This is a genomic window from Roseivirga sp. UBA1976, from assembly GCF_002336325.1.
GTDB classification, from domain to species: domain Bacteria; phylum Bacteroidota; class Bacteroidia; order Cytophagales; family Cyclobacteriaceae; genus Roseivirga; species Roseivirga thermotolerans.
This window is the reverse complement of the sequence record NZ_DDDQ01000175.1, coordinates 743-22294: the sequence shown is the minus strand read 5'-3', so window position 1 is coordinate 22294 and position 21552 is coordinate 743. Positions and strand designations below refer to the sequence as shown.

Below are 21552 nucleotides of genomic sequence, written 5' to 3'. Positions count from 1 at the left end.
AGTCACTTTCTGTTTTCATGCACTGCCTCCAAGTTGGGATTTTTTTCAACAGACTCTTTGGTCTTTTTTTAACCAGAACCTGAAAAACCTTTTATGAAACCTAAAACCAATCGCATCAAGCAACTCTTCACCGAAGGGTTCTTAATTGTATTCAGTGTGCTCTTCGCTCTTTTTATTGGCCAATTGGTAGAAAAAAGCAAGGCCGAAAAGGCGAAGGAAAAGGCTCTTGATTACATCTATCAGGAGTTGGGAGAAAATTTCGTTACACTAAAACGATGGACTGAAACCCATGGAAAAATTAGAGATAGAATAAGAAATATGGTGGCCAATGAGCAAGACAGTGTGAGACAGCTTTTGGTGAAAGGCCCACGAATGGATTTTGAAGTGATAACCGATGGCCAGGTTTTAATTGATGCACTTTTGACCGAAACAGCCTGGGAAGCGGCCAAATCTACAAAAGCGGCTTCCGATTTTGATTTTGAAGAAGTTCAGGCTTTTACCCGAATTTATGGGCTACAAAAAATCTTGATGGAAAACACCACTGCCAAGTTTCTGGAGGTGTACATGGATCGGCAAACGCACGAGAAAGAACATTTGGAAACTACGCTCATTCAGCTAAATCTGGTTATGGACGAAATGGTAGGACAAGAACAAATGCTCTATTACATGATAAATGAATTGCTCAAAAAGCGATCGCTCACAAACTAAAAAGAGAGGCATTTCAGCGCGCCTGAGTTAACTTTCTTTACTGCGAAAGCCAATAGCGAACACTGCCACACCTCCCTTCGGATGAACTCTTAGAATAGCTAGGCTATTTCAACCAACTCAATTTCAAACACCAGGTCTTTACCTGCCAATTGATGGTTGGCATCTATTACTACTTTGTCTTCTTCAACTTTAGCTACGGTTACGGGTACTTGTTGACCGTTGGGCTGAGTCATGGCCAATTGCTGACCTACCTCTGGCTTTAAATCGGGCGGCAAATTTGTCTTAGGCACATCAAAAATCAGGTCTTGTCTTGCTTCTCCGTAAGCCTCAGCAGCCGGAATTTCAGCCACTTTAGTATCTCCCATTTCCATACCGTCAACAGCCGCATCAAAACCCTTAATCATTTGTCCGGCACCAACCTGAAAAGCCAATGGTTCACGACCTTTAGAAGAGTCGAAAATGGTTCCATCTTTAAGCTTACCGGTATAGTGCACTTTTACGTTATCGCCTTTTTTTGCTTTTGGCATAATTTGTTGTTTTTGATTAATCCTCAATATCAAGGATTTGCAAAGGTACAGGTTTAGTATGGAAAGCAAAACCCAGAATGGTTTGTGATACCACAGCTGCGAGTTATGGCAGATCATACCCATGGCCCTTTGAGCAACAGCCGCATGATTCAACAGTTTAGTATTGAATTCACCTGGGCCTAAGTTCGACTTAAAAAGAAGAGCCCACTCCAAAAGTTGATGCTCATAATTGAGCAGGAGCGAATAGGCTCATTTAAGCAATGAAAGCAAACTTTTGGAGGGCTGTAACACATTGAAAGCTCCCAATGATTTTCCAGAACCCGTTTTATTCATCAAGCTAAGGTAAATGGTTTCGCAGTAAACCAAAGACATAACAAACAGGAAGACACACCTATTTGCAAAAGTTACTGAATAAACAAAAGCTCTGAAGAACTATATGGAAACAGAAGACATATCATACTCTATTTGGGTTAAAGTTCAATGAGTTGCATTTAAATTTTTTTCTTGATACAAAAGATCGTCCCCTACATTAAATTAACTTTCAATTCCGGAGAAAGACAGAAGTTCATCCTGCCACTTGGCACACGAACAATTCAAACGCACAATACCGACACCAAGAATTCATTTCTCAATTTCACTATTGTGTCTGTTACCGCTCTTCGGGGCAACAAAAGGGAATGCCGAAAACCCTGAAAGAGAGTAGGTTTGATAAAAAAGTAAAAATGAAAAAATCTAATTTGCTGGTTTTATTTTGCCTTGTACTATTCACAGCAATTCCACGTGATAATTTACAAGGACAGTCTGAATTTAAAATATAAATCTGTTGCATGTATGGAAACTGACCTCTTGGGTGGTTATAGCCCTTGCGTATGGCTTGCAACGGAATGTACTAACGAAAAAGGAAGTTCATGCACATTGCCTGGTTCAAAAGCACGTGGACTTGTTTATTATGCACTTCCTACTTTAATAAACTTTAAATAAACCTCATAAAAAAATAAAATTATTAGTATAATAATATTAATTTGAATCACTGCAATTTTTATGCTTAAAAAAACACAGTAGTAGCTCAGAAAAAATAATAACTACGAATTTGCCAAGCATGCGTACTTTCAACTGGTAATGGAAGAACTGTCAGTTTATTGGGTCGAAGAATGTTATAACGCTATTGGTAACCAGTGTACGACTCTAGGAGCTGCTTTTAGGACAAAAGTTGCAACATTAAAGTTGCCAGAGTTTGATCCAAACAAGCAGTAATTTTTATTTAAAGAATAAGATTAGAGCAAACTAATCTTATTCTTATTTTATTTATTCTTATGATGAAGACTTTATCTATATTATCACTCATTATTTTTATTACATTTTCTTGTACCAAAAACACAATTAAAAGCTACGATGAAGAATTGAACTCTACTTTAATTCTGTCCGATACTATTAGCATTTTCCTTCCCGACAGCATTAATCATCTAGGTAATACATCTAGGCCCTTTCATAACATTTACGACAACCAATTCTCATATTCGACTGTTGATGAAGGCACAATAGAAATAGTAAGCTACAATTACCGAACAGATTTCTGGTCAAAAACAACACTTTATACAACTGGACCTAACCAAGTTTATAGCGAAGGAGCCTATTCGTTTATAAATGAGAAAGAGTTTCTATTTCTTCCAGTAATTGCTCCATATATATTTAAAATAAATACTAATGGGTCGATAATAAAAAAGTATCAATACGCAGCTAACCCAATGCTGGCTGTAGACAGTAAAATAAAATCGTCCTCAGTTGATATTCATGATGGTAAAATCTATTTCGATTTGGCTGAATATGCTGATTTTAACATAACAAGTACTTATGAGAATGTTAAAACCATAGGGGTCTACGATTTAACTACAGGTGACTTTTCTAAAATTATTAACTTTCCAGAGGAATATCATGGTAGACTATGGTCATCTAATGATTCAGAACATAGTTTTGTAGTTAGAGAGAATAAAATTTATATGAACTTTAGCAAATCAAAGTTTGTATACGTTTATGATTTAAATGGGAATTTGTTAACAAAAAAGATTATTGGAAATTCGAAAATACGTGAATCAAAAGGTAAAAGAGGTAATGATATTTACCAAGATGCACTAGACCAGCTCAACAATGGCCACTATTTAAAAATAATATACGATAAATGGAGAAATGTATTTTACAGAATAGGAACTTTTGTTGATATACAGACTCCAATAAATGACCCTCAGGAATTCGCAAAAGTTTATAATAAAAAGAAAATCTCAATTACAACTTTTGATGCCAACCTAAAAGTAGTTGCTAACGATGAATTTTTTGCATTACAGGAAAGAATAAATGAAAACTATCTTTGGGTTAGAGAAGACGGATTGTACATATATGCTATACCTACTGAACCAACAGAATCAAATTATTATTTTCGTAAAATTGAACTGAAAGAGTTAGATCAATAGCCCATTCTAACTATTAGTAATCTAATCAGTAAATGTACTTGTAAGCTTTTCTTTGGTTTGATCCAGTTAAAAATAGAGTTCTTACGTTTTCAAGCTGCATATTCAAGTGGAGTCTTGTTGTCCAATGCCTGATGCGGCCTATTTTGGGGAAGGCTACAGAAAAGGAATGGCTACACTCCCATTCAGTGTTTATTTGGATGTAGCTCTAATGCCGTATTTTCCGGCATGGCATCAGGCCAATTGTTCACAGCGTTCTCTGCGAGGGAAACGAATAGCAAGATAGAGCTGAAAGGTTTTTACCCTGATGGCAAACAGAGAATAAGCCCTAACTTTGCGAAATGTTCGAACAAGCCACATACCTGATAAGCAGCCCCAGCTACGACCAATGCCCAAAACCGGATAAGTTTGAGATTGCTTTTATTGGTCGATCTAACGTGGGGAAATCTTCGCTCATTAATATGCTCACCGGGCGAAAGAACCTGGCCAAAACCTCAGGAAAACCCGGCAAAACACAGCTCATCAATCATTTCTTGATCGATGACTCTTGGTATCTGGTCGATTTGCCCGGCTATGGCTATGCCAAAACCAGCAAAAAAAATAGAGATGCCTGGGCATTGATGATCGAAGACTATTTGGTTCACAGAGAGAGCTTGCAGATTGTTTTTGTGTTGATTGACTCACGGCTGGACCCTCAAAAAATCGATTTGGAATTTATTACCTGGCTGGGAGAAAATGGAGTGCCTTTCGCTTTGGTGTTTACTAAGGCCGATAAACAATCCGTAAACAAGGGGCAACAAAACATGGCCAAGTTTAAGAGGGTGATGAAAAAAGACTGGGCCGAACTGCCTCCATTTTTTCTGACCTCTTCTGAGACAGGCCTGGGTAAAGAACAACTCACAAGCTATATACAATCACTTCTTGAAAATTGATTTTTTGTTTGTCTTTCGATTGTACTAAAACTTACTTTGCCGCATAAATTGAGAACAATATGAATTTTGGTGAGATAGCAGCAGTAGCCGGAAAAGGCGGATTATTTAAGGTACTGAAACCCTCTAAAGCAGGTGTAATTTTAGAATCGCTCGATGATAAGAAAACCAAGCTGGTAGTAGGGGCCGATGCCAGAGTTTCAATTTTATCTGAAATCTCTATCTACACCCATACCCAGGAAGGCTCAACTCCTCTTATTGAAGTAATGCGAAAAATTCATGAAGAGTTTGAAGGAGATACGGGACTGGATAAAAACTCAGACGGAGAAGAGCTGAAGTCTTTTTTAAAGCACATATTACCCGACTATGATGAGGACCGCGTATATGTGTCTGACATCAAAAAACTGGTTACCTGGTACAACCTGTTGGCCAAAATAGCTCCTGAATCTTTTATGGAGCAGCCGGCAGATGAAGCACCAGAAGAAAAAGAGGCCGAGTAGTCGTCATTCTGAATTTATTCCAGAATCTAGCTTTCAGCATGCAAAGACCATAAAACAAGCCTGCCTTTCGGCAGACAGGTTCAGGGTGACGATGAAATAACCAAAAACATACTAAGTGCCACCCGAAAGCGGTGGCATTTTTCGTTTTCTTAATACACCCATTAACAATTAGAAAAACTCTTTTACCTAAATTTGATCATGTCTGATTCTAAAGATATCAAGCAGAGTTTAAAGCTTTTCGAGAAGGATTTTCAGCTCGACAAGGATTACCTGCAACTGGCCAAAAAAAAGGAGTACACCTACGAAGAGGCGTTTTTAAAAATCATGCGAGTGGTAGAAGACCTCTTAGCCAAAGACTTTCAGCAACTGGTTAATGTGCTCTATAGAATCGATGTTTCCGAAGAAAAGCTCAAAGAAGCTCTGGCCACCTCTACAGACAACCCCGCCTCCGTTATTACCAAGATGATTATTGAACGCGAACTGCTAAAAGTGGAGTTCAGAAAGAAATACAGCAAGTAGCCAACCAATAAGCGCTTGCCTCTGGCTTAGGCAAAAGCAAGCTCCCCCATTGTCCACTATTCTCCCCCCCTGTTTCTTCCGTGAACTGACACTACTTCTCTACCTACCGCAAGGCGCCACCTTTGTGATCAGCTCATTACTGACACGGAAAACCATGATCCAAGAACTATAATCCGTGAACCATGAACTATAAACCATGAATCGTGAACCACAAACTACCTCGAAGCCTCTTCTACCATATGCTTGCTACCCACATAGAAGGGAACACGCTGGTGCAGACTTTCCGGTTCGATATCGAGAATTCGGTTCTTTCCGTCAGTAGCTTTTCCTCCGGCCTGCTCTGCAATAAATGCCAAGGCATTGCACTCATACATAAGCCTTAACTTACCGTTAGGTGCTTTGCTTGTAGATGGGTAAAAGTAAATACCTCCTTTGAGCAAGTTTCTATGAAAATCGGCTACCAATGAGCCAATGTAACGGGCAGAGTATCCGCGCTCCTTACATTTCTCTATATACTTCTTTACCTCGGGACCAAAGGAATTATACGAGCCCTCATTTACCGAATAAATGGTTCCGTCCTTAGGCATTTTCATGTTCTGGTGCGAAAGTATGTATTCGCCAAGGCTTGGCTCATAGGTAAACCCATTGACCCCCTTGCCGGTGGTGTATACAAACATTGTAGACGAGCCATATAAAATATAGCCTGCCGCCACCTGATGTTTACCCGCCTGGAGCACATCTTCCATCTGCACAGGACTACCGAGGGGCGAAATACGCCTATATATACTAAAGATAGTACCGATAGAAACGTTCACATCAATATTAGACGATCCATCGAGAGGATCTATGGCGATAATGTATTTAGACCTGGGGTTGTTGAGATCAATAATGTCCTCATCCTCCTCAGAAATAATAGCGGCTACTTCTCCTCCTTTTTGGAGAGCTCTGGTAAACCGAATATTAGCAGCTACATCGAGGTTTTGTTGCTCCTCCCCTTGCACATTTTCCGAACCGTAGGCACCGGTAATGCCCGCTAAGCCGGCCCGGTTGATTTCCCGGTTCACTACCTTGCCTGCATAGGCCAAATCGCGAATCAGTTGTGACAATTCTCCGGTGGCATATTTAAATGCCTCTTGGTTCTTGTTTATGAACCTGTCGAGATTAGAGCCTACCGGAAGGGCAATTCTCGAATTTTCAGCTTTTCCCATGGGTGAGTTATAATTTGATTCTAATCAAACGTTAATAACTTGCGCGAAAATAGTAAAATTTAAAAAGGTCACTTGAAAGTATTTAAGTTTGGTGGAGCTTCTGTAAAAGATGCCCAGTCGGTACAGAACATGGCTCGCATAATTGCGGCACACCAGAATGAGCAGTTGGTAGTTGTGGTTTCTGCTATGGGTAAAATGACCAATGCCTTCGAAGCCATTTTAGCAAAAACCATTGATCAGGAACCTTTTGAAGAGGCCATTGAAGACGTAAAGAACTTCCACTTATCTATTGTAAAAGGGCTGGAAATTGCTACTCAAAAGCAGCTTCAGGAAGACTTGGAAGAGATTTACGAGCAATTGGTGATGCGGCTAAACAGCTACAGTTCGGCCACCGGCTATGATTTTATCTATGATCAAACCGTATCGCTTGCCGAGGTTATATCCACCAAAATTATTTCGGCTTACCTAACCCATCAAGGCATTGCCAATGAATGGGTAGATGCTCGCAAAGTGGTAAAAACCAACAACACACACCGGCAGGCCATGGTAGATTGGGGTGCCAGCCAGGCCATGATTAAATCGCAAGTAGTTCCGCTACTCAAAGACAAGATTGTGCTCACGCAAGGGTTTATAGGGAGTAATGCCAAGTATAATACCACTACACTTGGTCGGGAAGGCAGCGATTTTAGCGCAGCTATATTTGCCACTTGCATGAACGCAGAGTCGGTAACCATCTGGAAGGATGTTCCCGGAGTGCTCAATGCCGATCCTAAAAAATTTGAAAACACCAAACTCTATGAGCGACTGCCTTATAAAGAGGCAGCCGAAATGACTTACTATGGTGCTACGGTTATTCATCCCAAAACCATCAAACCACTTGCACAAAAGAAAATTCCACTGTTTGTTCGCTCTTTTCAACAGGTGGAAGCCAGTGGCACGGTAATCGAAGAATGCCAGGTGCCCAACTTAAACCCGGCCATCATTCATAAAGACAAGCAAACGGTTATTTCCTTTAAAATCAGCGACTTTTCATTCATTAATGAACACCACATCTATACCATATTTGAGCACATCAAACGACTGAACCTATCCATTAATCTCATGCAAAATTCAGCCATTACTTTTACCGTTTGCATGGATGACAACCCCAAAAAGCGCGAGCAGTTGCGCACGGCTCTTATGGAAGAATTCAACATATACTACAACGAGGGCTTGGAAATGATTACCGTAAAGAACTACAATCAAGAAACAATTAACGAGTTGATGCAGGGCAAGCAGGTGATTATTGAACAGCGTTCCAGAAATAACTTCCAGATGGTTTATAAAGTTAATTAGATATTGTTGATGCCATTTAGGGAATGATCTGTAACTATTGACCAGCGACTATATATACCTCTTAATGGTTCTCCAGACAGAGCCCAGATAACCCGAGTTGGCTCCAAAGAGATTTACATGCACCATCAGTGGGTATAGATTATATATTTCCACCAGAGCATCGAAATCATCGGGCAAGGGGTAGATTGCATCATATGCTTCATAAAATCGCTGATTGAACCCTCCAAACAGACGGGTCATGGCCAAATCCATTTCGCGGGCACCATAGTACACAGCCGGATCGAACAACGCGGGGCCCTTGGTAGAACCAAAAGCATTGCCGCTCCAAAGATCGCCATGCAGCAACGAAGGCTCCGATTCGGGCATTAATCCGGGCAGTTTATGCAGAAACTGCTTAAAATCTCTAACAAACTCCTGATTGACCTGCTGATTATAAATAGCCAGACCCAGCTGCGCGTTCAAACGAAATTCTGCAAAAAACGATACCCAATCTTGAGTTGGTTTATTGCATTGCTGCAACCTACCAATGTAATTGTCATGGTCTAAACCAAAGCAATCTCCCTTTACGCGGTGTAGTTCGGCCAGGGCCTCACCAAGGCGGGTCCAATAGACTTCATCTTCTCTGCCTCTTTCCAAAAACTCCAATACCAAAAACGAGATATCATTCAAGCGGCCATGGCCGAACACTTCAGGTACTTTAAGACCGGGAACTTTCTTGAGTAGCTTAAGGCCAAGTGCCTCTTTTTCCATCATGTCTTCGTACCCTCCCTCGTGCCATTTCACAAAAAAATCACCGTGCGCAGTTTGCACACAAACGGCCATATTAATATCGCCACCACTTTGCATAAGTATACCTTCAATGGTCAGGTCATCGCCCAGCACCTGAAACAACATACTTCCAAGCAATTCGGTATAATAATCGTGCATTAGCTAAGGGAATGATCTTTCATAAGCCGGGCCAGAAGATGTTCGGTAGACCTTTCCAGTATTTCAAACACTAGCTGAAACCCATCTTCTCCGCCATAGTATGGGTCGGGAACATTGGCGTTCTCATCCATTGGGTCGAAGGCCCTCATCATCATTACCTGTGCTTTAGCATCGGCAGGCTGTAGTCGGTGAATATCGGCCAGGTTATATTCATCCATAGCCAGTATATAGTCAAAGCGATAGAAGTCCTGTTCTTTCAGTTGCCTTCCCAAATGGTCGTACTCCACACCATTTTTTCTGGCATTAGCCACAGACCTGTCATCAGGATGCTCCCCAACATGATAAGCCGCAGTACCACACGAGTCTACTACAAACCGACTGGCCATTCCTTTTTGCTCAATTTTGTGCCGAAAAATACCTTCGGCCAACGGAGAGCGACATATATTTCCCAAACACACAAATAACACTTTCACTTGAGCCATTTTACCATACTGTTTTAACTTAGCATTCTGAACGATCAAACCTATGGAATTTATAAAAGTAACCAAAGATCACGCCCCATACATTGCTTTAATTGAGCTTAACCGACCCAAAGAATTAAACGCTCTGAATTTGCAGCTCATGGGCGAACTGCGCGATGCCCTGAAAGAACTAGATAATGACGACAGTGTTCGGGTAATTATTCTTACCGGAAACGAACGAGCATTTGCTGCCGGTGCCGATATTAAGCAAATGGCGGGCAAAGGAACCATAGACATGTGGAAGGTCGATCAGTTCAGCACCTGGGATCAGATAAATAAAACCCGCAAGCCAATTATAGCTGCTGTCTCTGGCTTTGCCCTGGGAGGCGGTTGCGAGTTGGCCATGACCTGCGACATGATTGTGGCTTCAGAAACAGCTCAGTTCGGGCAACCTGAAATTAAAATTGGTGTGATGCCCGGAGCCGGAGGAACGCAGCGCCTTACCAAAGCTTTAGGTAAAGCTAAGGCTATGGAACTGGTACTTACAGGAAAGTTTATCGATGCTGAAGAAGCTCTCAGGTATAAACTAGTGAACAAAATAGTGCCGGTTGAACTATATCTGGAAGAAGCCACAAAACTAGCCTCTGAAATTGCCGCAATGTCGCCCATTGCTGTGCAAATGGCCAAAGAGTCTGTTAAACGATCGTTTGAAGTTCATTTGGAAGAAGGCCTCCATTTTGAGCGAAAAAACTTCTACATGTTATTTGCTTCTGAAGACCAGAAAGAAGGCATGAATGCCTTTGTAGAAAAAAGAAAGCCTGACTTTAAAGGCAGGTGAAAAAATATACTCCGCTTCTTTAAGAAGCCTATTACCTTTCTTACCACACAAGAAAAAGGCTGCCTTAGTAAAACCAAAGCAGCCTTTTTTAACTTTTCTCTTGCTTATCTTATCTGAAAGAAAAGCCCACACCCAAAGACATGGTGTTGTACTCCTGGAAGGCGTATTCACCGGTGAGGGTAAGGAAAAGAAGTTTCATTCGAACTCCAACATTGGTTCTTATTCCATTGTTCTTGTAGCTCAGGCTTATAGGATCAGTAAACGATGAAGTTTCGGTAGTATATGTACCGAGTAGATTAAGTCCGATATCGTAGTTTGAGTATCCAAGACCGGCAAAAGCCGTCATGAAGAGTATTTTCTTAGAAATTACCGCTTGTACCACCAGGGAGCTGGCATCGAACTCGGCTACCTGATCCTGATCTACATCTATGAAAGCTTGAGCCGTCATGCTGGTGTAACCTACAAAGGCCGAAAGATCAAAAGGAAGAATTTTCTCACCCGGCAACCACTGCTTAATATCGTGCATTAGGCCAATACCAAAAAGCTTCACACTACCGTCTTCTTCAATAGTTTGCTCAGGAACATACCGTAGCTTAAGCTCAAAGCCCTTAGGTAAACCAATACCTATTTGTGCCATTGGCACCGGCACAGCATTGAAGGGCATAAAGCCTTCTTCAACCCCTAAACCGGTAGGCGCAGAAATTCTCACAATCTCATCGCCAGTATCGGGGTCAAGAAAAGTTAGCTGTGGCAGATCGTCTGCGCCAAGGTTGGGACCAAACATGGTTGGAATATCCACAGAAGCACCACCATCGTATCGCACATTGCTATAGTCTGAATTTCTGAAGGTGAAAAACTCGGCCGAAGAAGGTACACGAGCCGCAGAAATAGTCAGAGACAAATCGAAACCGAGAGTTTTGTGAGTTTTAGCCGTGTTGTACCATCCGCTGGCCAGGCCATAGCCAAAACCTTCGAAGGCAGGCTGCATGTAGTTTTGAAGAAGTTTATTGGCATCTACAATACCAGCCTCCAAAAACGAATCGAAATCCAATTGTGCCTTTAGGCCAAAGGTTGTACTAAACAACATAAGGCCGGCTATTAAAAGTCTGTTAATTCTTTTCATGATCATCTTTTGGTTGAAGATTAGTCAAGTTTAATTCTTGTAGTTACATCAAATTTGAACACCAACTGGAAATTTACTTCCTCCTCTCTCAAGAGCACATCTCTGCCTATAATTTCAATATCCATGGCAAAAGTTTGGCCATTAAGCAATGCGTTCTCCAGGTCTGCAATTGCGTTGAGGTTTACGTTTCCGGGAGTTCCCGCTTCAAACAATACTACATCGGTTACATTAGACTGTGCATCGGCCACCAAAATAGAAAGTAACTCTTGGGTGTTCTGACCAATCTCAATGTCTATACTCAAATCCAAATCGGCTTCGCTGTTTTGCGGAAATCCTACAATACTGTAAGTAATTTTGTTAATGGTAAAGCGCTCCGCATCGTCCAGATATTCACTGAATTCGTTGTCAGATATATCAATGGCTCCGGTGTTTGTGTTGATTGGTGGAGTTTCATCAACTCTTTGTCCAACAAAAATGGGAGGTACAGATAGCTGAACTTCAATCGGGTCGATAGCCACATTTTTAGAAATGTCTGACTCAATGCCAGCATCTCCACATCCCCAAATCACCAGTAACAGTGATAAAAATGGTAAAAGACGTTTTTGCATGATTAAATAGTTAATGTTAATAATTTAGTTAGTTAGTGCAGCAAAGGAAAGTAACGCCTGGGGCTCAACAAAATCAATCATCGGCCACCATTAGGTTTACATTCAGTGATAATACGACAGAGAAGTCACTGTCTACAGTCTTGTTCAATTGAGTGGTCAGCACAAAGCTGAATGGTTCGTAATTATCGAGAATTGCTTCCAAACTTCCTACTTGGGCAGAAGATAAAACCGACTTACTGTTTCCTTCTTCAAATAAAACAATACCCGACTTATTTTCAAGAACCAGTTCTTCCAACCTGCCTATTTCCGTGAGCTGATCATCTATTCTGGTCTGCAAAATAAGCGTCATACGCTCTTCGGCCGACCCGCTATTGTTGTAATTCTGTATGGTCGCTTTTAGATCAACCAGTTCTATCGATCGTATTTGTGAACCATTTCTATTAAACACCTGAGCCGGCACAACATTCTTCTCCACCGTTGCTTCTAAAGTGGCCGAATTATTAATGGTATGGCGCGAAATATTGAATTGAAAAGAACCGGACGCAGGTTCGGTAATGGTAGGACCTTCTTCTGTACAAGCCGCTAAAAAAAGTATAAGGGAAGCAAAAAATAGCTTTTTCATTGAGTTTGAATTGCCTCAACAAGTTACGAATTTTTCAATCGAATTTAATTGAGCAATACATGCGCGGTATAAGAGCGCAAAGAATTAGCCCAAGGATCGGACAAAGCCTCTATCTTTGGGGCTTATTATCCTGAAGAAACAGAATGTCTGCCCTTTATACCATTGCCATATACTGTTATGGAGCCATTATTAGAATGGCGGGCATGTTCAATACTAAAGCAAAAGAGTTTGTGAGAGGCCGCCAGAAGATATGGCCTCAGCTAGAACATTTCAAAGCGGAACACCAGGGGCCCGTGATTTGGTTTCATGCGGCTTCGTTGGGAGAGTTCGAGCAGGGGCTGCCGGTGATGCAGTCTGTGCGCCAACAATTCCCTAACCACCAACTGGTAGTCAGTTTCTTTTCACCCTCCGGCTTTTTGCATCGAAAAAACCATCCCGTAGCCAGTTGGGTATGTTATCTTCCATTAGATACACCCAAAAATGCCAGGCGATTTGTAGAGACTCTTAAACCCGAAATGGCGGTGTTCATAAAATACGAATTCTGGCATTTCTACCTTAAGGCCTGCAGCGAGCAGCGAGTCCCCCTTGTTTCTATCTCTGCACTTTTTACTCCAAAACACATCTTCTTTAAAAAGTATGGGGCCTTTTACCGCAAAATGCTGCATAGGTTCGACCACCTCTTTGTACAAAATCAGTCTTCGCTTCAAATGCTTAAGTCCATAGGAATAGATCGAGCCTCTGTTTCTGGAGACACCCGATTCGACAGGGTGATTCAAACCATATCTAAGCCTCAGCACTACCCGGAAATTGCACGCTGGACGAAAGATTACACTACCCTGATTGTGGGTAGCGCATGGCCAGAAGATATGCTGGTAATTGAACGGTTCATCCATGACTTTTCCGGAAAGATCAAAGTGATTATTGCTCCTCACCTTGTAGAGCCGGAAGCTCTCAATAAAATCACCAAGCACCTATCGGTAGATTATAGCCTGTACACCGACAGCAAAAACTTAGAAAACACTGCTGTGCTCATATTAGATACCATTGGAATGCTCTCTTCCGTTTACCAATATGGCCACTTTGCCTACATTGGCGGAGCATTTGGAGATGGGCTACACAACATACTCGAAGCCGTTGCCTTTGGATTGCCGGTTACATTTGGCAATAAGGGTTTGGAAAAGTTTCCTGAGTCTACCGAACTTATTGAACTTGGAGGAGCTATTGCCATTGCCAATGAGCAGGAGGCCTATGAGGCTCTAAAAAAACTAATGAATAAAGAAGAACGAGAAGTTGCCTCGACCATTTGCCAAAACTATGTGCTTGAAAATGCCGGAGCCACGGAAAAAATAATGCGTCATTTAAAAGGGATTTTACAATGAAGGGGCAGGTATACAAATCGACCGGCAGTTGGTATGATGTAAAAGCCGAAGATGGAAAAGTTTACCAAAGCAGGCTAAGGGGTAAATTCAAGCAAAAAGGGTTAAAAGTAAACAACCCCATTGCCGTGGGCGATTTTGTTGAACTTGAGCCTGATGAACAGCATGAAAATACGGGGCTTATAACGGGCATTTTAAACAGAGAAAACTATCTGATCAGGAAATCTACACGTAAGAGTGGGTTTTCGCATATACTGGCCTCTAATCTAGACCAAACACTTTTATTGGCTACGGTGTCATTTCCGAGAACCTCCCAGGGGTTCATCGATCGGTTTCTGGTAAGTGCCGAATCGTTTCGAATTCCAAGCCTGGTTATCTTTAACAAGAAAGACCTGCTAAACGAAAAAGAGCTTGAGAAGGTAAATGAATGGCAAGAAATGTATGAGCATATTGGCTATACTACCGACCTTATTTCGCTCGAAACCCAAGAAGGAATTGACACGGTTCTATCATACCTCAAAAATAAAACAACACTCATTGCAGGGCACTCAGGAGTAGGCAAATCCACTTTGCTCAACGCCCTGATACCCGGGTTAAAACAGAAAACCGGAGAGGTATCGGCCTTTGCAAACAAAGGCACACACACCACTACGTTTGCCGAAATGTTCGATATAGATGGCGTTTCCAAAGTCATTGATACTCCCGGTATCAAAGAGCTTGGTCTGGTAGATATGGAACCTGAAGAAATTAGTCATTACTTTCCTGAAATGAGGGAGCATTTGGGTGAATGTCGTTTCAACAACTGTCTGCATGTAAACGAACCCGGATGCCGGATAGTAGAAGCTCTGGAAGACGGAGAAATTTTTCCTGAACGCTACATGAGCTACCTAAGCATGCTGGAAGATTATGACAGCCACAGGTAATAAGGGAAACTTAAGATACCACAAGAACCTGCTTACGAGTAAACAGGTTCTTGAATCTTTTTAAACACGAGGACTTCATTCGTATACTACGAAGAGAGTCTATCTTTCACATACTCTATTTTGGTTTTACCATGCGGCTTAGGTTTACCATCTTCTCCGAGGTTAACCATTATTATTTTATCAATAGAGAGAATATCTTCTCTGGTGATTTTATTTCTCACCTCACACCTCATGGTAATGGAGGTGGTTCCAAAAGCCACTGCCTCTATTCCTATTTCAATAATATCGCCCTGCCGAGGAGCTGAGATGAAGTTGATCTCCGAAATAAACTTGGTTACCACATGTTTATTCTCCAATTGAACCACCGCATAAAGCGCTGCCTCCTCATCGATCCAAGCCAGAAGACTCCCCCCAAATAGTGTTCCGTTGGGGTTAAGGTCTTCCGGTTTCACCCATTTTCTGGTATGGAAATTCATAGGCTATTGTAAATAAGATTTGAACATCCAGTTTTGTTTCTCGAGCTCCTGAATATAGGAGGTAAAGATATCCGTAGTTCCCTCATCGTTGGTCTTACCGGCCGCATCGAGCAACTCATTGAGGTTGCCAATTAGAATTTTGTTGGCCGTTACAACAGCTTCTACCATTTTATTGGCCTCCATTATCTCCTCATGAGATTCTACATGTGCGTTGGATACAATGTTTTTTAACGAACCTTTGGGAGTGCCCCCCAGAGCCAGCACCCTTTCGGCAATCTCATCTATCTTTTCGGCAGCTTCTCTGTAGAGTTCTTCAAATTTATCGTGCAACACAAAGAAGAAAGGCCCCTTCACGTTCCAGTGAAAAAGTCTGAGGTTTTGGTAGTGCACCTGATAATTAATTAAGAGTTGATTGAGTTTTTCAACTACCGGTGAATCTGCTTGTTTTCCCATTTGCATTTCTGTTTTAAGTTCTGTTTTTACTGTACTCATACAATAATCCAACTATATTTAGAATTCATATGTTCCTTTACTCTCTATTGATTTCATAAATATGACATTACAACAATTAGAGTACATCGTTGCCTTAGACACTCACCGCCATTTTGTTACGGCAGCCGACAGTTGCTTTGTTACGCAGCCCACGCTAACGCTGCAAATAAAAAAGCTGGAAAACGAAATGGGGACATTGATTTTCGACCGGTCCAAGCACCCCATAGAACCGACAAAAACCGGGCGACAGATCATAGATAGGGCTCGCCAAATTCTGAGAGAGGTAAATGGTTTGAAAGACTATGTAAATACGGAGAAAGATGCCATGAGTGGGGTATTCCGCATTGGTGTAATTCCTACCGTTGCGCCCTATCTTATGCCTCGTTTTTTAAAACACTTCACTGATAACAATCCAAAAATTTCGCTGAAGGTAAGGGAAATTGAATCGGAACAAATTATCCATGACATCAAACACGATCTGCTGGACATTGGTATTTTGGCCACCCCTCTCGATGAATCCAACATCCGTGAAATCCCGCTGTACAACGAGCCTTTTTTACTCTACGTTGCCGAACAGCACCCACTTTTTGCCCGCAGATCTGTTACTCCCGAGCAATTGCCCGAGAAAGGCTTATGGCTACTCAATCAGGGGCATTGCCTGCGCGATCAGGTACTTTCTCTTTGCAACCAAAGGCGCTCGTCCAAAATGGAAAACATTAGTTATGAAAGTGGCTCCATTGAAACATTGCGCAACCTGGTAAAAAACCACATGGGCTACACCCTTGTACCTGAACTTTCAGTAATAGATCAAATGGATGATTTGCGCATAAAACGCTTCGAAAAGCCAGAGCCTACCCGAGAGATAAGCCTGGCTGTACATAAGGGATTCAATAAAGAAGCGGTACTGGAAAGCCTCAGAGAAAGTATTGTAAAGAATATCCCCGATAGCTTTGTGAAGGCCAAAAAGTTTAATCGTATACGGTGGAGATAGCCCTAGGCCATAGGGTAAACCATAGGCCGTCTACGTAAAATACGTAGAAAACAATTTGAGCAAATCGCTCAGTCATACCCTGCCCAAATGCCTCAATTTTGAATAAACATTAAGAAAGAGATATGGCAATTGAAACAACACTTACCCTAATGGCAACTGGTTATTTGATGATCTTCGGTTTTGTATTTCTTAAGATTCGTCAAATCGTAAAAGGACAATAAGGACTCCCTTCTTCACCAAATAGATTATTCCGTATGCAATGTATGAGAGGGGTTCATAAGAGCCGCTCTTATGCTATGGAATGATATAGTCAATAGAGCTATCAGAATAGAGACAATTGTGGCTATCCCAAAATACCACAGATTAACTCCCACCGCATAGGCAAAGCTGCTTAGCCATTGCTGCATTAAATAGTAAGCTAAAGGCCAGGCCAAGAGATTGGCCAACAATATGAGTTTTACAAACTCCATACTCAGCAGACGAACAATGCTACTCACTGAAGCCCCAAGTACTTTTCTAATACCAATTTCCTTTCTGCGTTGAGTAGCCAAAAATGCCGCCAGTCCGAAAGCTCCCAAACAGGCTATAACTATGGCCAGTACCGCAAAGGAAGAAAACAACCGGCCACTCCTTCTTTCTGCCTCGTACAGTGCCCCAAACTCCTGATCTACAAAGGTGAGTTGTAGAGGGCGCTGAGGCACAAAATTGCTCCAGGCTTGTTCTATAGTAGCCATGGTTGAAGCCACATTTTCGTTGCCCATTTTTAATACCATAAGTCCGGCTCCGTTTCGCAAGTCGGAGGCCATCAAGGCCAAAGGCCCAATGCTTTGATGCAACGATTCAAAGTGGAAGTCTTTTACCACCCCAATCACGTTATAGATTGGCCCATTAATAGGCTGCAATTGTTTGCCAATTGGATCGCTCCATCCAAAAGTACGCACGGCTGCTTCGTTGATTATAATGGCAGTGGTATCTGTTACTATGTTGCGGTCAAAAGCTCGCCCATCAATCACTTCAAGCCCCATGGTTTCAATCAAATCATAATCTCCTCTTAAGTTCGGAATTAAATACCGGTCGCTGGCGCTTCCCTGCACGTCCATAAAAGTTCCACCATTTACCTGTCGGCCGGGAAAGGTGTTTACTCCGGCTGCCGAACTAATATTCGGGTTGTCCAATAGTATGTTTTTAAACGTCTCAATCTCCTGCCCCATCATGCCTGCTCTTTCTACTATAACCAGTTGATCTCTATCAAAGCCAAGAGGCTTGTTGACCATGTAATTGATTTGCTGATAGATAATGAGTGTACCAATCACAAGAATAATGGAGATACCAAACTGAAGAATTACCAGGGTATTGCGTAACCAGGAATTTCTGGCTCCCATACTGGCCTTGCCCTTAAGCACAACTACCGGCTTGAATGCCGAAAGCACAAAGGCCGGGTATAAACCAGCCAATATGCCTAAAGCCATGGAAAAGGCCGCCAGTCCCAAGCATACCTCTGTGCTAAGCAAACCTTCAATGCTGAATGATTTTCCGGCCAATTGATTGAAAAAAGGTAAGAGTAGTGAGGCCATTCCGGTGGCCAACACAGTGGCTAGCAGACACATAATAATTGACTCTACCAAAAATTGACCTATGAGCTGGTTTTTGAGTGCACCGAGCACCTTGCGCATGCCCACCTCGCGCGCTCTATTGGCCGCCCGTGCCGTTGTAAGATTAATAAAGTTGATGCAGGCAATGAGAAGAATGAATATAGATATGGCCAGGAATAAATGAACGACTGTCTTATTGCCATTGGGCTCTATTTCCCACTGAAGGTTTGAGTTGAGGTGAATTGACTCCAGGGGCTGAAGAAAATACCGGTGGTCGTTACCAGCCTCCTCATACTGAGCCCAGCTTATGCCTAAAATATTCTGTACCTGAGGCTCCATATAGGTCTTTACAATCTGCCGAATACTGGCCTCAATACTTTCCACCGAAGTTCCAGGTTCTAGTTTTATATAGGTATGCGTATTGTAAGAGCCCCAAAAATTATTCTGATACAAGCCAGGAATAGTGCTCAATGAAAACAGAAAATCGAAATGAAAGTGACTGTTTACGGGCATTGGCTTCACTACCCCTCTAACCATTACTTCACCCACATTTTGTATAGTTAGCTGTTTACCCACAGCCGGTTCGTCTCCAAAGTATTTTCTGGCCATATCTTCCGTTACAACCAGCGAGTTGGGCATTTCGAGTGCTGTGTTTTTATCGCCCGCCACAAATTCTACTGCAAAGAAATCGAAGAAGGTTGAGTCTACTGCCATTACATTTCGCTCATCGAACTGACGGTCTTCATCCACAAATGTGAGGGAGTTAAAGGCTGCATAAATGCGAGTAAATGAAGTAACGGTGGGCAAATCGGTAGCCAGGGTTGTACCCATTGGCATGGGAGTGCGGGCATAAACAAAGGAGTTATCAGGAAACTTCCGGTCTAAGGCTATTCGATAAATATTTTCTTTTTCAGGGTGAAAATTATCATAGCTAAACTCCTCGCTTACATAGGCCAAAATAAGCAGGCAGCAAGATATGCCAATGGCCAGCCCGCTGATATTAATAACTGCAAAAAACTTCTGTCTGAGAATGTTTCTAAGAGCAACTTTGAGATAGTTCCTAATCATATCAATGCATTTGCAAGCATTAATATACTAAGCCCCAACAGGTTAATTCTTGCTCATTATGTTAGCGGTTACTTATTCTTTCCAGAATACTATTTCCAGCATATCAACCATTTTAAAGCGACTGTCTGACATTTCCTGAATCATGGGATTGCCCTGAAAATCGAGCCGCTTGATGGAGATCACGTGCTTACCCCGTTCTATCTCGGTCAAATCCAGCATTTGCAAAAAACCTTTCTCATTCCTGTTGCCATGAGTGGTATAAAGGAAATCATTTTCCACCAACTCATCGTCTAAATATACCTCGTAGTTTTTCTGAACACAGGCCAATCCTCTGGCCAGCTTTTCTTCAAAAGACCCGGCATCGTACATCAGTTCGCTAAGGGTGTGGATGGTATCTTGAGCCGAAGCCATACCGGCCTTTATACCATCGGTGATAGTCACTTCATCGTTCAAAAAATTCACCTCAGGGCAGAAGTATTTAAAACTGGTGTTTTGTTCCGGGCTGTAGCGAATAAAAAGAGGAAGAAAGTCCGAACCTACTATTTTGGAAGGGATACTGGCCTCTCTTATATAGGCATTACCCCTTTCATCGTCATAAACATCATTTTTTACAATAAACCGGTTGCTTCCGTTTTGATGAGGAAAATACATGTATCTGTCCCATTTACCGAACTGCACCGACAAAAGCAAAAGCACTAGCAGCGTAGCACTAACGCTCACAATGTGCTTCTTCTTGTAATTGGTGATGAGGTGATAATATATGCTTCTGTAAATGAAAGACAGGCTTATTATGCTAAAGAGCCTGTAGAGCGGAAAATAGATGGATGAAAACCATCGGGATTTTTTGAAAGCACTAAAGAGAAGAGTATCCAGAAAGAAAATAATGGCCGCCACCAGTAGCAGCATGGCCAGCAACATCACCGTAAAAACAGTTATACCTAAAACAGCCTGATTGCCAATATACTGTGGCAGAATATTAATACTACCTAATAAAATAAACAGAAAGGCTCCTACTAAGGCCACCGATAGCACGGAAAAGACCAACAGGTAGGTATAGGCAAAAATGACACTGGATATCTGATCGATAAAGAAAATGAGGTCGTCTAAGGTTCTCACTCTGGCGGGCAAGTACTTACGAAAGGGCCCTTTGAGGTTGAGCTTTTCAAAGTCTATGGCATTGTTAACCGAACTCAGGCCCACAATACCAATCCAGAACCCTCTAAGCAGCAGATGCAGTAAGAGACTAATGAGAAAAAAGCGAATAAGAAAAGGAATGGAACTGAGCACAAACCGACCGGCAGCCGTGAAAATCACAGTACTGTCGTTCATCTTTACCAACTTATCGAAGTACAAAGCTTCTTTGAACCGCTGGTATTCATCGTAGCCGCTAGCCAGCAAGAAAATAGAAAAACCCGTTATGAGCAGCTCCAACTGCCAGCTTTCCAATTGCAGATTGGCCACCCATCGCCTAAGTTTTCCTTCTTTGGTCTTTTCGTTGCCTTCAATAGTTCTCATTTTCGGTTGTTATTAACCGATGAAAATAAGAAAAATAGGTGTGTTTCAAGGGAAGCGAACTTAAAACTCCTTGAACAAGTGGTGATAAAGCCCTCCGGATCGATCGATAACTATGAAAGCACAGCTAGTCAACCTTTCTTCAACCGCTCCTCCCCAACCTCACCGGGCCACCACATGGACATTAGGCGGTGGTGCTTCCTCCGCAACTGGACCCTGCTCCGGCCGTACACCCAAAGCAATGTTGATTAATAATTATTTCTCTGTTGAGTACTTTCTGCCAGTCAAAGTCGCTAATATGATTTGGTGCACCATGGTTCAACTTTAATTCAAGCATTTGATTAAAATCACAGTC

Annotated in this window: 22 protein-coding genes; 10 read left to right on the top strand and 12 right to left on the bottom strand. The window is 42.0% G+C overall.

Going from position 1 to position 21552, the window contains the following annotated elements:
- Positions 1–93: 93 nt before the first annotated feature.
- Entirely contained in the window at positions 94–708 is a 615-nt protein-coding gene (locus tag B3763_RS18180; RefSeq protein ID WP_286748285.1) for a hypothetical protein, read from the top strand.
- A gap of 98 nt (positions 709–806) precedes the next feature.
- Here B3763_RS18180 and B3763_RS18175 read toward each other — a convergent pair whose 3' ends face one another.
- A complete protein-coding gene (locus tag B3763_RS18175; RefSeq protein WP_189630418.1) occupies positions 807–1235 on the bottom strand; it encodes an FKBP-type peptidyl-prolyl cis-trans isomerase in 429 nt (142 codons plus the stop codon).
- A gap of 1400 nt (positions 1236–2635) precedes the next feature.
- On the opposite strand from B3763_RS18175, the gene B3763_RS18170 reads away from it, so the two are divergent.
- The 4 genes from B3763_RS18170 (at position 2636) to B3763_RS18155 (ending at position 5645) form a co-directional block, all read left to right on the top strand.
- A complete protein-coding gene (locus B3763_RS18170) occupies positions 2636–3700 on the top strand; it encodes a DUF4221 family protein (protein WP_286748284.1) in 1065 nt (354 codons plus the stop codon).
- A 338-nt stretch (positions 3701–4038) separates the two neighbouring features.
- The gene (gene yihA / locus B3763_RS18165; protein WP_286748283.1) at positions 4039–4629 is read left to right on the top strand and encodes a ribosome biogenesis GTP-binding protein YihA/YsxC; all 591 of its coding nucleotides are present in this window, start codon (positions 4039–4041) and stop codon (positions 4627–4629) included.
- A 59-nt stretch (positions 4630–4688) separates the two neighbouring features.
- Positions 4689–5126 (top strand): DUF5606 domain-containing protein, encoded by a 438-nt coding sequence (locus tag B3763_RS18160; protein ID WP_189630416.1) that lies wholly within the window; start codon positions 4689–4691, stop codon positions 5124–5126.
- Positions 5127–5324: 198 nt separating this feature from the next.
- A complete protein-coding gene (locus B3763_RS18155) occupies positions 5325–5645 on the top strand; it encodes a hypothetical protein (RefSeq protein WP_189630415.1) in 321 nt (106 codons plus the stop codon).
- 215 nt (positions 5646–5860) lie between these two features.
- Here the strand turns inward: B3763_RS18155 and fbp are convergent, their stop codons facing one another.
- Positions 5861–6853 carry a class 1 fructose-bisphosphatase gene (gene fbp, locus B3763_RS18150; RefSeq protein ID WP_189630414.1) on the bottom strand — a complete coding sequence of 331 codons (993 nt, stop codon included), beginning with the start codon at positions 6851–6853 and terminating at the stop codon, positions 5861–5863.
- A gap of 72 nt (positions 6854–6925) precedes the next feature.
- On the opposite strand from fbp, the gene B3763_RS18145 reads away from it, so the two are divergent.
- The gene (locus B3763_RS18145; protein WP_286748282.1) at positions 6926–8188 is read left to right on the top strand and encodes an aspartate kinase; all 1263 of its coding nucleotides are present in this window, start codon (positions 6926–6928) and stop codon (positions 8186–8188) included.
- Between the two features lie 48 nt (positions 8189–8236).
- Here B3763_RS18145 and B3763_RS18140 read toward each other — a convergent pair whose 3' ends face one another.
- Positions 8237–9115, bottom strand: coding sequence for a fructosamine kinase family protein (locus tag B3763_RS18140; RefSeq protein ID WP_286748281.1), 879 nt, complete (start codon positions 9113–9115; stop codon positions 8237–8239).
- Positions 9115–9597 (bottom strand): low molecular weight protein-tyrosine-phosphatase, encoded by a 483-nt coding sequence (locus B3763_RS18135; protein ID WP_286748280.1) that lies wholly within the window; start codon positions 9595–9597, stop codon positions 9115–9117. The genes B3763_RS18140 and B3763_RS18135 overlap by 1 nt, the downstream gene beginning before the upstream one ends.
- A 43-nt stretch (positions 9598–9640) precedes the next feature.
- On the opposite strand from B3763_RS18135, the gene B3763_RS18130 reads away from it, so the two are divergent.
- The gene (locus B3763_RS18130) at positions 9641–10414 is read left to right on the top strand and encodes an enoyl-CoA hydratase-related protein (protein ID WP_286748278.1); all 774 of its coding nucleotides are present in this window, start codon (positions 9641–9643) and stop codon (positions 10412–10414) included.
- Positions 10415–10523: 109 nt separating this feature from the next.
- On the opposite strand, the gene B3763_RS18125 is transcribed toward B3763_RS18130, so the two are convergent.
- From B3763_RS18125 to B3763_RS18115, 3 genes are all read right to left on the bottom strand, one after another.
- Positions 10524–11537 carry a DUF6588 family protein gene (locus tag B3763_RS18125; protein WP_189630409.1) on the bottom strand — a complete coding sequence of 338 codons (1014 nt, stop codon included), beginning with the start codon at positions 11535–11537 and terminating at the stop codon, positions 10524–10526.
- Positions 11538–11557: 20 nt separating this feature from the next.
- Positions 11558–12145 (bottom strand): hypothetical protein, encoded by a 588-nt coding sequence (locus tag B3763_RS18120; protein WP_189630408.1) that lies wholly within the window; start codon positions 12143–12145, stop codon positions 11558–11560.
- A gap of 73 nt (positions 12146–12218) precedes the next feature.
- The gene (locus tag B3763_RS18115) at positions 12219–12767 is read right to left on the bottom strand and encodes a hypothetical protein (RefSeq protein ID WP_286748277.1); all 549 of its coding nucleotides are present in this window, start codon (positions 12765–12767) and stop codon (positions 12219–12221) included.
- A 143-nt stretch (positions 12768–12910) separates the two neighbouring features.
- Between B3763_RS18115 and B3763_RS18110 the strand changes: the two genes are divergently transcribed.
- Positions 12911–14146, top strand: a complete 1236-nt coding sequence (locus B3763_RS18110; protein ID WP_286748276.1) for a 3-deoxy-D-manno-octulosonic acid transferase — start codon at positions 12911–12913, stop codon at positions 14144–14146.
- A complete protein-coding gene (gene rsgA / locus B3763_RS18105) occupies positions 14143–15066 on the top strand; it encodes a ribosome small subunit-dependent GTPase A (protein WP_189630405.1) in 924 nt (307 codons plus the stop codon). Before B3763_RS18110 ends, rsgA begins: the two co-directional genes overlap by 4 nt.
- Before the next feature lie 86 nt (positions 15067–15152).
- On the opposite strand, the gene B3763_RS18100 is transcribed toward rsgA, so the two are convergent.
- Positions 15153–15542: an acyl-CoA thioesterase gene (locus tag B3763_RS18100; RefSeq protein ID WP_189630404.1), complete on the bottom strand. Its 390-nt coding sequence runs from the start codon at positions 15540–15542 to the stop codon at positions 15153–15155.
- Positions 15543–15545: 3 nt separating this feature from the next.
- On the bottom strand, positions 15546–15995 hold the full coding sequence (locus B3763_RS18095; protein ID WP_286748275.1) for a Dps family protein: 450 nt from the start codon (positions 15993–15995) through the stop codon (positions 15546–15548).
- Positions 15996–16095: 100 nt separating this feature from the next.
- Between B3763_RS18095 and B3763_RS18090 the strand changes: the two genes are divergently transcribed.
- Entirely contained in the window at positions 16096–17025 is a 930-nt protein-coding gene (locus B3763_RS18090) for a LysR substrate-binding domain-containing protein (RefSeq protein ID WP_189630402.1), read from the top strand.
- Between the two features lie 245 nt (positions 17026–17270).
- On the opposite strand, the gene B3763_RS18085 is transcribed toward B3763_RS18090, so the two are convergent.
- From B3763_RS18085 to B3763_RS18075, 3 genes are all read right to left on the bottom strand, one after another.
- Complete coding sequence (locus B3763_RS18085; RefSeq protein WP_286748274.1) at positions 17271–19685, bottom strand: ABC transporter permease; 2415 nt, start codon at positions 19683–19685, stop codon at positions 17271–17273.
- 72 nt (positions 19686–19757) lie between these two features.
- Positions 19758–21200, bottom strand: a complete 1443-nt coding sequence (locus B3763_RS18080; protein WP_189630400.1) for a hypothetical protein — start codon at positions 21198–21200, stop codon at positions 19758–19760.
- Positions 21201–21381: 181 nt separating this feature from the next.
- Positions 21382–21552: DUF3641 domain-containing protein (locus B3763_RS18075; RefSeq protein ID WP_286748290.1), on the bottom strand; the 171-nt coding region annotated here is incomplete at its 5' end.